Source organism: Tardiphaga sp. OK245, assembly GCF_900108575.1.
In the GTDB taxonomy this organism is placed as follows: domain Bacteria; phylum Pseudomonadota; class Alphaproteobacteria; order Rhizobiales; family Xanthobacteraceae; genus Tardiphaga; species Tardiphaga robiniae.
The window spans coordinates 416,927-429,270 of record NZ_FNWZ01000001.1; the positions used below are offsets into that span (position 1 = coordinate 416,927).

The window sequence follows — 12,344 nt, forward strand, 5'->3', positions numbered from 1 at the left end:
AGTTGGAAACAGGGAATTTGTAATGAGCGTTTCAAGCGTGAGCAGCGCACCACCGGTCGCTGAGGTAAAGCCGATCGAGGCAAAGCCGCCGGAGCCGAAGAAGAACGACGACAACGACAGCCGCACCGCGCCGCCCCCACCGCGCGCAGCACTGCCGCCCGGCCAGGGCACCCGGATCGATCAGCTCGCTTAACTCGGCACCGTCGGACAGAGACCAACCGCCGGTCGCGTTGACGCGAGGCCTGCCCCATCACTGCCGCGAATCTGGTATCGGATGCGGGCCGAAGGAGGCCCGACATGATCGCTCGCCTCGTGATACGGACGCTGGTCTGGTTCGGCGTGATCGGCGCCGTTTTGTTCACCGCCGCCGGGACCTGGCAATGGCCGGCGGCGTGGTCATTTCTGCTCTTCATGATCGTGCTCGGCCTTGGCGGCGGCCTGTGGCTGATCCAGATCGATCCCGCGCTGTTTGAAGAACGCATGCGCCCCGTCGTACAGCAGGGGCAGCCCACAGCGGACCGCGTCTTCATGGTGGCGTTCTTTACCGTGGCACTGGTCTGGCTGATCGTTGCGGGGCTGGATCAGCGCTTCGGTCTTTCGCAAATGACCGTTGGCGTCCAGGTCGCGGGTACGGCACTCGCAATCACGGGAATGGCAATCTCATTCTGGGTCCTGCGCGAAAACAGTTTCGCCGCACCGGTCATCAAGCTTCAACGCGACCGCGGCCAGCACGTCATCGATACCGGTCCGTATCATCTCGTGCGTCATCCCATGTATAGCGGCGCCATCCTGTTTTTTCTCGGCACATCCCTCTGGCTTGGCTCGTGGTGGAGTGCCGCACTGACGCTGATCATGGCCGTGCTGTTCGCATGGCGCACGACGGCCGAAGAGCGCACCTTGCGGGACGGCCTCCCCGGCTACACCGACTATACGACGCGCGTCCGCTATCGTCTATGTCCGGGGCTCTGGTAACCCCGCCACGCGAGCTGCGCGGCGCTATTTATCCAGTGCCTTGTAGTGCCGGAAGATGCCGTCCTTGTTGAAGGCAATCCGGCGGTCGCTGTCGAGATAGGCCTTGATGTTCGGTCGAACCGCCACGCGGTCATGCAAATCGATCAGGCCCGGAATCTCCCGCTCGAATTTTTTCATGCGTTTCGGAAATGCGTAGCGCAGTCCTTCAACGATCTGGAACAGTGACAGATCGACATAGGTCGCCTTGCGGCCGGTGACATAGGCGCCATCGCTGGCTTTTAATATCCGCTCGAAATAGCCGAGATATTTCGGCACGCGCTCTTTCAGGAATTCAGCGCTGCGCTTTTTGGCCGGGCCTTTCTGATCCTCGTAATAGAGCGACACGCCGATCGGGTGATGGGTGTCGTGCACTTCGGCGATGAAATCGGTGATCGTGAGCTGGAGTTCATGCAGTTGCAGTCGCGCCGCTTCGGACTTCGGCGCCAGACCGTGACGTGGGCCGAGGTAGAACAGGATGTTGGCAGTCTGGCCGATCACCATACTGCCCGCCTTGAGGAATGGCGGCGCGAATGGCGGAATGCCTTTCTTGCTGTCGAGCATCCTGGTCATTGCGGCCATGCCGCCCTTGCCGCGCGCCATATCTCGGTAGTCCGCGCCGGCATCTTCGAGCGCCAGGCGCACGAATTCGCCGCGGCCCTGGATCGTCGGCCAGTAATACAGCTCATATCGCATGCGAAACCTCGCCAAATGTCGCGTCAGGGGTGCCAGGGTAACTGTTCACCGCGGAATTCGTTCGCCGCGCTGGTCCGGCGAGAACTCCGCACCATCGTCCAGCTATCGCCGCAAAACGCGCCATGGCCGGGACAGGCCCGGCCATGGCGGAGTGTATTGCTACTTGTTTGCCGCAACAGACCTCAATTCGACGCGAAGCAATACAACAGCCCGTCGCCGCCGGTGCTCTTCAGGTCGTTCTGCGAGCAGCCGCCATCGGGGCCGCGCGACGGATGCGAGGTGTTCCATGACTTGGACGGCGGTTCTTCGTTCAGCCCCGTACGATCGATATGACCGACCATGGCGGCCCCCTGGGTGCTGCTCGTCCAGTTCTTGCAGGTGCGATCCTCGCCGGCGGCGAAGGCGGTGCCATCGGCCTGCGAGCCGGTCAGCACGTCATGGCGATTCGGCGTATCGCCGCGGCCATTAATGACCTCGCCCTTCTCGCTGAGCGAGGTCTGCTTCGAGAGGTTGTTGCTGGCGCCGTGCAGGTCAGCGACATCCTTGGCGACGACGACGCCCTTGGCATTCTTCCACGGCCCGTTGCCGATCCGGTCCTTGGCATTGATCGCAGGCTTGCCGTCGACGGCCTGCGTCGAGAGATAAGCGCGCCATGTCTTGGCGCCCGCGCCTGCAGCCTGCGCCAGCGTCTGGCAGTGATTGTCAGCACCGGCGAGGCCACCGAGATTGCCGCCATTGCCGATGCCATTGCTGGTGACGAAGAAGCTGGTATCCGCGCCCTGCGCGAACGATGGCGACGTTGCTGCGAGCGAGACGGCCACAGCACCGGCGCATAGGCCGAGACGGGTCATGGTCGAGAGAATAGTGGGCATCGATTCCTCCAATTTGTTTTTTTAGCCACGCAACGCCAGTCGCGGTGGAACGCAACTGACCAACACATCATCCGGCGGATTATTCCCGCTCTCTTGTGAGATCATCGCTGTGCAAAGCACACGCATGGAGCCAACAAAAAAGCGCCGCGGAATGATCCGCGGCGCTTGTCCGATTTCGATGACGCAAGGCTTACGCCTGCTGGATCGCCGACAGTTCCCAAGCGGCGCCGCGCGGGCGCACGAAGGTCCAGATCTCGGTCGCTTCGATCGGCGTTTCGCTGCCAGCCACCAGACGGTTGGTGCCACGCTCCAGCGTCTTGTCGACCAGCGAAAAGCGCATCGCGACGCTCGCATAGTCGGTGTCGCCTTCGCGCCAGGCTTCCGCAAGGTCGCCCTGCAGCAACTTCACATCCGACACCTTGTTGATGTCGTTGCGCGCCTTGTTCTCGGCGAGATCCTTGGCGAAGTACGACACCATTTCCGGCGTCGACAGCTTGCCGAGCTTCTCGACATCTTCGTTCGACCAGGCGGCCTGCACGTCGCTGAGCAGCTTCTCGAAAGCTTCGTAATCCTGCGGCGCGATCTCGATCGGCTTGTCGTTGTTCGAGCTGCCGCCGAACCCGAAGCCACCGAGACCACTGCGCTGGGTCGGCTGCGCGCCATAACCCGGCTGCGCCTGGTTCATGTGCGCCTGGTTCTGGTCGGGACCATTGGCCGGGCCGGTATAGGCCGAGTTGGCCGGACCGGCATAGGCCGACGCCGTCTGGTTGCGACGCTGCCACCAGGACATCGCGAGGCGGACGACGATGACGATCAGGCCGACCTGCAGCAGCAGGCCGATGATCGACGAGATACCGCCGAGGCCGCTGAACAGACCGCCGCCGAACAGCATGCCGAGCAGGCCTGCGCCGAGGAAGCCGGCGGCAAGGCCGCCGAGCATGCCCATGCCCGGACGGTTGAAGAAACCGCCCTTGCTGGCTGCGCCCGTGGTCGCGCTGTTCATGCCGGGCGAACCCGGCTGCTGCATGGTGCGGTTGAACGGCTGAGCCGCGTTAGGCGCCGTCGACGTGCTCGGCGGGGCCGAGAACGTGCGGTTGCCGCGCGAGCCCGAGCTGCTGCCACCGCCAACGCGGGCGTCGGCAGAGGAGATTGCAATTGTGAGCGGCATCGCCAGCGAAAGGACGACGGCCATCGTCTTGACGACGCCGCGCATGCTGAACGTGAAAGTCATGGTCATTCCCTCAATCCCCGGCAGGGGGAAAACACCCCTAACATGGCTACCCCAGCCTAAAAGGGAAGCACCGTTCGAGGGTAAACGCTGCGGCCCTCGGTCGCGGCTCGTCATTGAACCTTTGGCGCAAGAGTCATCTTGCTTTCAAACACTTATGCTGCATTGCGGGGTGAATGCGCATTAGAAGGCAGGATGGTATTGCCAGCGGCGCTCCGTTAATTCGGCGCCATGGTTTCCTTGACCTTGGCGATCAGCGCGCTCAGGGCGAACGGCTTGGCCAGGAAGGCGAATTGCTGGTTTTCCGGCAGGCTCTTTTCGAAGGCTTCCTCGGCGTAACCTGACACGAAGATGATGCGAATATCCGCATTGCGGGCGCGCATCTCCTTCAGCAGCGTCGGTCCATCCATCTCCGGCATCACCACGTCGGAGACCACGAGATCGATGGCACCGTTCTGTTCGTCGAATAGCTCCATCGCCTCGACGCCGTTGCCGGCTTCGACCACCGTGTAACCGCGCGAGCGCAGACCGCGAGCGTTCAGCGCGCGCAGGCCCTCTTCGTCCTCGACCAGCAGGATGGTACCCTGCCCGGTCAGATCCGCGCGCGGCTTGGCGTCGGCAGCGGCTTCCTTGGCGGCGACGGCGGCCGCAATCGCCGGATCGGGAGCGACTTCCTTTTCCTGATGATGGCGCGGCAGGAAGATGCGGAACGTGGTGCCTTTACCCGGCTCGGAATCGACATAGACGAAACCGCCGGTCTGCTTGACGATGCCGTACACTGTAGAGAGGCCGAGGCCGGTGCCCTTGCCGACATCCTTGGTGGAGAAGAACGGCTCGAAGATCTTCTCCACGATGTCGGCGGGAATGCCGGTGCCGGTATCGCTGACATCGATACGCACATAGTCCGATGGCGGCATGCCCTTGTAGGACAGCCGCCCGGCTTCCTCGGCCGAGACGTTGACGGTGCGCACAGTCAACGCGCCGCCGTCCGGCATCGCGTCGCGCGCGTTGACCGCGAGATTCACGATCACCTGCTCGAATTGCGAGATGTCGACCTTCACCGGCCACAGATCGCGGCCGTGCACGACTTCGAGTTTGACCTTCTCGCCGATCAGGCGCTTCAGCAGCAGATCGATATCGGACAGCGCGTCACCAAGATTGAGCACCGTCGGGCGCAGCGTCTGGCGGCGCGAGAATGCGAGCAACTGGCGCACCAGCGTCGCCGCGCGCGTCGCGTTCTGCTTGATCTGCATGATGTCCTGGAACGACGGATCTGTCGGCTTGTGGGCGTTCAGCAGGAAGTCGTTGGCCATCATGATGGCGGAGAGCACATTGTTGAAGTCATGGGCGATGCCGCCGGCCAGCTGGCCGATGGTGTCCATCTTCTGCGCCTGGTTGACCTGGTTCTCGAGCGTGCGGCGCTCGGTGGTCTCCAGCATGTAGACGATGGCCGCCTCGGTCTCGCGTTCGTTCTCTTCGACGGCGGTGACGAAGAACTGTCCCCAGCGTTCCTTGGCGCCTTCCAGCAGCGCTTCCACCGGCGGGATATCGCCCTGCCCCTGCGCGGCGTGGCCGATCGCCGCGACGAGCTGGTTGCGGTCGCGGTCGCTGACGGCGGCGAGGATCGACTTGTTGACGGCGCCCGATGTGTTGAGGCTCTGCGCCAGCTTGGCGAAACGGGCATTGCCGCGCACCACGGTGCCGTCGCGATCCACCGTCGCGATCGCCATCGGCGTATGGTCGAAGAAGCGCATGAAGCGCACTTCGGCGGCGCGTTGCGGATCCGAGCGCTCGTCGCGGGCGCGGCTGATGACAAGGGTGCGCGATGCACCCGGCACCCCATCGGCGCCGAAAGCGAGCTTATGATAGAGCCGCACCGGCATGGTCTTGCCGTTGCGCATGCGCAGGTCGATGTCGAAGACTTCGGTTTTGACTTCGCCGGGCATCGGCACAATGGATGTCAGCAACGAGGCGCCGTCACCGGAGACGATGTCCGTGAGCTTCAGACCGCCGGAGCCGATCTCGGCAAGATCGTGATCGAGCCAGTTCGCCAGTGTGGCGTTGACATAGACCAGCTCGCCCTTTGGATTGACCGAGAAGAAGCCGCACGGCGCGTGATCGAGATATTCGATGGCGTGCTGCAATTCCTGGAACACGTCTTCCTGACGCTGGCGATCGCGGGAGATATCGGCCACCGACCACACCGTGGATTTGGCTTCGCGCTTGCCTTCACCCAGTGGACGCACGCGCATCCGCAGCCAGCGGCCATGGCTGCCGTCGGGCGCTGCGACACGGACTTCCTCCTGCTGGCGCTTGCCCTCGCGGGCAGCCTTGAGCAGGCGGAAGACGGCTTCGGAGACGTCGGGATTGCCGATGAAAACGCGCTCGACCGGCCGCGCATCCTGCGCGGAGGCCGCGCCGGTCAATGTGAGATACGCAGCATTGGCATAGACCACATGGCCCCGCGCATCGGTGACCGCGATACCGTCAAAGGCGTGATCGGCCACGGTGCGCATAATCGGATCGTCGGAGGTGCGATCGGCAAAGCGGACAATACCGGCGGCAAAGGCGAACAACACAAACAGGCCGACCATCGCCAGCAGCGCCAGCAGGCCCAGAATATAAGGCTGCGCCTGGGCGCGGCCGAGAGTCATGAATGCCACGGCGCAGGCGATGATCGCGGCGGCAATCAGCAGCACCAGCACGATGCTGCCGCTGCGCCGGGCCGGCTCGTGCAGAACCGGATTCTGCGCCGTCATCGATTGGCGATCGTGGTCGGTCTCGGCAGTCATCGGACGGTTCGTCGCCTGTTGGCAGTTGCGGCAGCGCGGGTTTGCGCGCCTCCTGAGTGCATCAATCGGCTGGCCTTACGCAAGCGCCGCGTCGGCCTATTCGCTTCCAATCCGCCGATTCGCAACACGTTCCCGGCCCCTTGCCCGGCGCTTCCCCGAATCATGACGGGCGCCCGGACAGGCCGCGCTTCAGGCCCATGACGTAGCCAATGACTTCGGCCACCGCATGGTAGTGTTCGCCCGGAATTTCCTCGTCGATCTCGACGGTCGCGTAAAGCGCGCGCGCCAGCGGCACGTTCTCGACGATCGGAATATCGTGCTTGCCGGCAACTTCCCTGATCTTCAGCGCGATGTTGTCGACGCCCTTGGCGACGCAGATCGGCGCGGTCATACCGCGCTCATAAGACAGCGCCACGGCGTAGTGCGTCGGGTTGGTAATGATCACCGACGCCTTCGGCACCGCTGCCATCATGCGCTTCTTCATGTTCTGCTGACGCAGCTGCTTGATCTTGCCCTTGATGTGGGGGTCGCCCTCGGACTGCTTGTATTCTTCCTTCACTTCCTGCAGCGACATCTTCAGCTTCTCATACCAGGTGCGGTACTGGAAGAAGAAGTCGGCAATGGCGACGAAGGCGAGCATCGCCACTACCGAACCCATCAGCTGCAGTGTCAGCGATGTGGTGATGCCGAGGATCGCCGACGGATCGATATGGATCAGCGCATCGAGACGAAAACGCTCGGGCCACAGCACCGCGCACATCACGGCGCCGAGCAGGACGAGCTTGAACAGGCCCTTCAGGAAATTGGCTAGCGCCTGCTTGCCGAAGACACGCTTGGCGCCTTCCATCGGCGACAGCTTGCTGAACTTGGGCACCAGACCTTCGGTGGAAAACACCAGCCGGTGCTGGATCAGATTGCCCGCGAGCGCGGCGATCACGAGAAACAGGATCGGCATGCCCATGGTGGACAAAATGGACATGCAGAGGCTCTTGGCCAGCATCAAAAGTCCGGGCCCGTCAGTCCGTATCATCCAGGAATTTTGCAGAAGATTTTTAAGCGGCGTTTGCAGCCCGCCGCCGACCGAGCCGTTGAAGGTCGACAAGACCAGCGTCGCGCCCGCCAGCAGGAACCAGGTATTGACCTCCTGGCTTTTGGCTACGTCACCGCGTTCGTGGGCATCGTCGAGCTTTTTTTGCGTGGGGTCATGTGTCTTCTCGGAATCGTCGTCGGCCATCCGCGCGCCCCTATATCCGCGGCATCATTTGTTGCATGACGCCGGTGACGTATTCGAGGTAGGTCCCCATCATGGTCGCGAGCACGACGGCGAAGATCAGGAATCCGATCATGATCGAAAGCGGTACACCGACGAAATAGACCTGCATCTGCGGCATCAGCCGTGCCAGCACGCCAAGTCCCATATTGAAGACGAGGCCGAACACCAGGAAAGGCGCAGCAAGCTGCGTGCCGATCTTGAACGCCGCTGCGAAGGCATTGGTCGCGAGCTTTGCCACATCGCCCGTCGACATGATCTCGCCGGGCGCGAAAATCTTGTAGCTGTCATTAATGGCGGCGATCACAAGGTGATGCGTATCGGTGGCGAACAGCATCGTGATGCCGAGCATCGTGAGAAAATTGCCGATCAGCACGCCCTGCTGACCCTGTGTCGGATCCACCGAGGTGACGAAGCCGAGACCGAGTTGCTGTGCGATGATTGATCCGGCGACCTGCAGCGCCGACAGCGTGACGCGCGCGGTGGCGCCGAGCACGACGCCGATGATGATCTCATGCACCAGCAGAACCAGCATCGGCACGATCGATCCCATATCGACGTTATAAGCGCCGCGATGCGCCGGCAGCATGAGAAGGGTCAGTCCCAATGCGATCGACAGCTTGGCCCGTGCGGGAATGTTGGTTTCGCCAAAGCCCGGCATCAACATCACCATCGTACCGATGCGGGCGAAGGCCAGCATGAAGGCAGCGGCGAGAGCGGGCAGAAGCGAGACATCGATGCGCATACGGGATTGTGCATCACCCCCCGATGATTCGCGACGATATCCGCAACATGTAGCTCGACAATGCGTCCCCCATGAACGGGAGCGTCAGCATCATGGTGGCAAAGACCGCGAGAATCTTCGGCACGAAGACCAGCGACTGTTCCTGGATCTGGGTCAGCGCCTGCACCAGCGACACCACGACGCCAACCAGGAGGCCCACGACCATCAGCGGACCGGACACGATCACAATCGTCCAGATCGCATCGCGGGCAACGTCGAGAGTTTCGGGGCCGGTCATTGCAGTAATCCTTGTGTTACGCGGTGTTCGTGATGAGGAGGATCAGATCGGCATCTTCATGATGTCTTCGTAGGACTGGATGACGCGATCGCGCACCGAGACCAGCGTCGACACGGCGACGTCGGTTTCCGCAACTGCCGTGACCACGTCCATCACATTGGCCTTGCCGTTTGCCATTGCGATGGTCTGCGCATCCGACTTGCGACCGGAATCGAGCACGCTGCCCAGCGCGTCCTTGAGGACCGCACCGAACGACTGACCACCACCGGCGTCCGCCGCCTTGTTGAGACCACCACCGACGCCGCCGCCGGCGTCCATGATGCGCGAGAGGGCCGAGTAAGCATTGGCGGCGACAGAGGGAGTTGCCATGGTTCAGCTGTCCTGTTCAGGCCTTGAGGATGTCGAGCGTACGTTGGATCATCCGGCGCGTGGCGCTGATGATATTGAGATTGGCTTCGTAGGAGCGCTGCGCTTCCTTCATGTCCGTCATTTCCACCAGCGAGTTCACGTTGGGGTATTTGACGTTGCCGGCGGCATCCGCCGCGGGATTGCCGGGCTCGTAGCGCGTGGGAAACGCAGACTGGTCGGGCCTGATGCGGCCGAGGCCGACGATGCGGGCATCCAGCGAGCGGTCCAGCTCGGATTTGAAGGTCGGCACCTTGCGGCGATAGGGGTCACCGCCCGAAGTCTGCGCTGTGGACTGCGCGTTGGCGATGTTTTCCGAAATCACCCGCATGCGGCCCGCTTGGGCGCGCAGACCGGAGGTCGCGATGCCCATGGAACGCGAGAAGTCGCTGATATCGTCTGCCATGATGAGCTCCCTTTATGCGCGCGGCGGCGTCAGCGCTTGCCGATAGCGGTCTTCAACAGACCGAGGCTGCGGGTGTAGAGCGAGGTTGCGGCGGCATAGTCCATCTGGTTGGCCGAGACCTTGAGCATCTCGTCTTCCAGATTGACGGCATTGCCGGCGGGGCGGGTCTCGTAGCCGACCCGGCTGTTCTGGTTGAAAGAGGCCGAGCCTCCGGTCGGCAGGATGTTGGTGCCGGCGGCGCGCATCATCGGCAGCGAGCCCATGCCGCCGGCGGTGACGGACGTGTTCCCGGCCTTGTCGAATTTCGGTTCCACGAGATCGCGGGGGCGGAAGTTCGGAGTGTCCGAATTGGAGATATTTTCGGCCAGCACACGCTGGCGCTCCTGATGCCACTGCATCTTGGTGCGCAGCGCCGACAACATCGGCATGTCGCTGATCGCCATCGGCCTTCTCCGCCCGCCCGGACGGAGTGTCCTGAGCTAGGCAGAATTTGCCGCCTGCATGGTTAATACGAAGTTAATTTCCGGCGGTACTTGTTACCGAACCGTAAATGAATGCTGCAAAATTGACGTTTTTCGCAACTGCCAACGCTTTTTCGCCTGAATTGGCCGATTAACCATCCCCATCGGCCATACGACGGGGCGGCAGAAGTCGTTTTGGCTGCAGCGATTCATAGTTTATTATTAACCAACGGCAGGTTCTGCCGTGGGGCGTTAACAGATGGGGCGTGATTCACGCTGCGTGCGGGGCGTGCGGGGGTATGACACCTCTGGCTCTGGACGTGGACGTTGCAGCCACCCTGTCTGGCTGGGGACTTTATGATGCAATCATCGGTGCAATTTATCTTGGCCTTCGTTGTCGTGCTGGCGCTGATCGGGCTTACCGCCTGGCTGGTGCGCCGATTCGCTGGCAACCGGCTGGGCAACAACACCAGCCGCGGGCGCTTGCCGCGGCTCGCGGTGATCGACGCCGCCGCCGTGGACGGCCGCCGCCGCCTGGTGCTGGTCCGCCGCGACAATGTCGAACATTTGCTGATGATCGGCGGCCCGTCGGACATCGTCGTCGAGCCCAATATCGTCCGCGCCATACCCGGCCGTGAGCAGGCCCCCCAGCGCGGCGGCCTCGCCGCCGATGTGGCAAGCCGCGGCCCGTCGCTGCCTGAAGCTCCGAGCTGGGCAGAGAGCAACGACTCCGGCTTCGATTCCGAACCGCATGTGCCGGAGCCAGCGCCGCGTCCCGCGCGCCCCTCCTTTATCGAAGAGCCACGCCGCCCGGCCGCGCCTTTGCCGGAGCGTCGGCCCGATCCGGTCGCCAGCCTCGCGCCGGAACCTGCGCCGCGCCCCGAACCGGCCCCACGCAATGACCTTTTTCCGCAGCGGCCGATTCCGCGAAGTGAAATGCCACGTGCCGAGATGCCACGTAGCGAGCCGATGATGCCGCGCCCGATGCGTGCCGATCCGCCGATCCGCACTACGCCGCAGCCCCGCACGCCGGACCGTCCCGTCGCAGCAGCACCGACCCCGCCCGCTCCGGTTGTTGCTGCCCCAGCGCCCGCCCCGGTCGTCGTGCCACCCGCACCGGTCCCTGCACCCGCTCCGGCAGCCGCCGTGTCGTCTGCTGATCAGAACCTCGCCGATATGGCGCAGCGCCTCGAAGCAGCCTTGCGCCGTCCTGCCGGCGAAACCCGTCAGGATGCGCCTGAGCCCCGGGTCGGCGCTCCGTCGGTGGCGCCTGAGGCACCATCGATCCGTCCGGCTTCGCGGTCGCCGGAAGTCTCGATCGCCAGCCCTGCCCGTGCGGAGGCGCCGCCCGTCGTCCCGCCGGTCAAATCGGGTTTTGAAAATCTCGAAGACGAGATGGCCTCCCTGCTGGGACGGCCAAAGTCCAGTTCGTGAGTTCAGCGAACCTCCCGCGTAGAGTATTTTTCCTTTCTGTTCTGATCGCCGCCGGGACCTTCACAGGTCCCGCGATGGCGCAGGACATCAGCATCAATCTCGGCGGCGGTGGCGGCGGTGTCACCGAACGTGCCGTGCAGATGATTGCGTTGTTGACGGTGCTGTCGATCGCACCGTCGATCCTGATCATGATGACGTCATTCACGCGCATCGTGGTCGTGCTGTCGCTGCTGCGCACCGCATTAGGTACAGCGACGGCTCCGCCGAACTCGGTGATCATCGCGCTGGCGATGTTCCTTACGGCTTTCGTGATGGGGCCGGTGCTACAACGTTCCTATGACGACGGTATCAAGCCGCTGATCTCCAACGACATCACCGTCGAACAAGCTTTGGTGCGCGCATCCATTCCGCTGCGCGGCTTCATGCAGAAGAACGTGCGCGAGAAGGATCTCAAGCTGTTCATGGACTTGTCGGGCGAGCCAGTTCCAGCGACGCCTGACGACCTGTCGCTCCGCATCCTTGTGCCGGCCTTCATGATCTCCGAGCTGAAGCGCGCTTTCGAGATCGGCTTCCTGCTGTTCCTGCCCTTCCTGATCATCGATCTCGTGGTCGCCTCGGTCTTGATGGCGATGGGCATGATGATGCTGCCACCGGCGGTGGTGTCACTGCCGTTCAAACTGATCTTCTTCGTGCTGGTGGATGGCTGGTCGCTGGTCGCGGGCAGTCTGGTGCAGAGTTACGGGCAGTAGC

At 62.9% G+C, this 12,344-nt stretch carries 14 protein-coding genes; 4 read left to right on the forward strand and 10 right to left on the reverse strand.

The features are described from left to right. Positions 1 to 22: 22 nt before the first annotated feature. Positions 23 to 193 carry a hypothetical protein gene (locus tag BLW80_RS30155; RefSeq protein WP_170849544.1) on the forward strand — a complete coding sequence of 57 codons (171 nt, stop codon included), beginning with the start codon at positions 23 to 25 and terminating at the stop codon, positions 191 to 193. A 104-nt stretch (positions 194 to 297) separates the two neighbouring features. Then, positions 298 to 972: a methyltransferase family protein gene (locus tag BLW80_RS01900; RefSeq protein ID WP_093756611.1), complete on the forward strand. Its 675-nt coding sequence runs from the start codon at positions 298 to 300 to the stop codon at positions 970 to 972. Between the two features lie 24 nt (positions 973 to 996). Here BLW80_RS01900 and BLW80_RS01905 read toward each other — a convergent pair whose 3' ends face one another. The 10 genes from BLW80_RS01905 to flgB form a co-directional block, all read right to left on the reverse strand. Then, positions 997 to 1,704 carry a glutathione S-transferase gene (locus BLW80_RS01905; protein ID WP_093756612.1) on the reverse strand — a complete coding sequence of 236 codons (708 nt, stop codon included), beginning with the start codon at positions 1,702 to 1,704 and terminating at the stop codon, positions 997 to 999. Between the two features lie 182 nt (positions 1,705 to 1,886). Continuing rightward, entirely contained in the window at positions 1,887 to 2,576 is a 690-nt protein-coding gene (locus BLW80_RS01910; protein WP_478114894.1) for a lectin, read from the reverse strand. Between the two features lie 190 nt (positions 2,577 to 2,766). Continuing rightward, positions 2,767 to 3,807 carry a Tim44 domain-containing protein gene (locus tag BLW80_RS01915; protein WP_093757302.1) on the reverse strand — a complete coding sequence of 347 codons (1,041 nt, stop codon included), beginning with the start codon at positions 3,805 to 3,807 and terminating at the stop codon, positions 2,767 to 2,769. A 215-nt stretch (positions 3,808 to 4,022) separates the two neighbouring features. Next, a complete protein-coding gene (gene cckA / locus BLW80_RS01920) occupies positions 4,023 to 6,596 on the reverse strand; it encodes a cell cycle histidine kinase CckA (protein ID WP_093756614.1) in 2,574 nt (857 codons plus the stop codon). A gap of 160 nt (positions 6,597 to 6,756) precedes the next feature. After that, positions 6,757 to 7,830, reverse strand: a complete 1,074-nt coding sequence (flhB, locus tag BLW80_RS01925; protein WP_093756615.1) for a flagellar biosynthesis protein FlhB — start codon at positions 7,828 to 7,830, stop codon at positions 6,757 to 6,759. 10 nt (positions 7,831 to 7,840) lie between these two features. Then, positions 7,841 to 8,611, reverse strand: a complete 771-nt coding sequence (fliR, locus tag BLW80_RS01930) for a flagellar biosynthetic protein FliR (protein WP_068735671.1) — start codon at positions 8,609 to 8,611, stop codon at positions 7,841 to 7,843. A 13-nt stretch (positions 8,612 to 8,624) separates the two neighbouring features. Beyond that, positions 8,625 to 8,888 (reverse strand): flagellar biosynthesis protein FliQ, encoded by a 264-nt coding sequence (gene fliQ / locus BLW80_RS01935; protein WP_068735669.1) that lies wholly within the window; start codon positions 8,886 to 8,888, stop codon positions 8,625 to 8,627. A 42-nt stretch (positions 8,889 to 8,930) separates the two neighbouring features. After that, positions 8,931 to 9,257 carry a flagellar hook-basal body complex protein FliE gene (gene fliE, locus BLW80_RS01940; RefSeq protein ID WP_068735666.1) on the reverse strand — a complete coding sequence of 109 codons (327 nt, stop codon included), beginning with the start codon at positions 9,255 to 9,257 and terminating at the stop codon, positions 8,931 to 8,933. 16 nt (positions 9,258 to 9,273) lie between these two features. Further along, entirely contained in the window at positions 9,274 to 9,699 is a 426-nt protein-coding gene (gene flgC, locus BLW80_RS01945; RefSeq protein ID WP_089265171.1) for a flagellar basal body rod protein FlgC, read from the reverse strand. 29 nt (positions 9,700 to 9,728) lie between these two features. Continuing rightward, on the reverse strand, positions 9,729 to 10,142 hold the full coding sequence (gene flgB, locus BLW80_RS01950) for a flagellar basal body rod protein FlgB (protein WP_093756616.1): 414 nt from the start codon (positions 10,140 to 10,142) through the stop codon (positions 9,729 to 9,731). Positions 10,143 to 10,517: 375 nt separating this feature from the next. Between flgB and BLW80_RS01955 the strand changes: the two genes are divergently transcribed. After that, complete coding sequence (locus tag BLW80_RS01955; protein WP_502688580.1) at positions 10,518 to 11,594, forward strand: flagellar biosynthetic protein FliO; 1,077 nt, start codon at positions 10,518 to 10,520, stop codon at positions 11,592 to 11,594. Beyond that, the gene (gene fliP / locus BLW80_RS01960) at positions 11,591 to 12,343 is read left to right on the forward strand and encodes a flagellar type III secretion system pore protein FliP (RefSeq protein ID WP_093756617.1); all 753 of its coding nucleotides are present in this window, start codon (positions 11,591 to 11,593) and stop codon (positions 12,341 to 12,343) included. The genes BLW80_RS01955 and fliP overlap by 4 nt, the downstream gene beginning before the upstream one ends. Position 12,344: the final 1 nt, after the last annotated feature.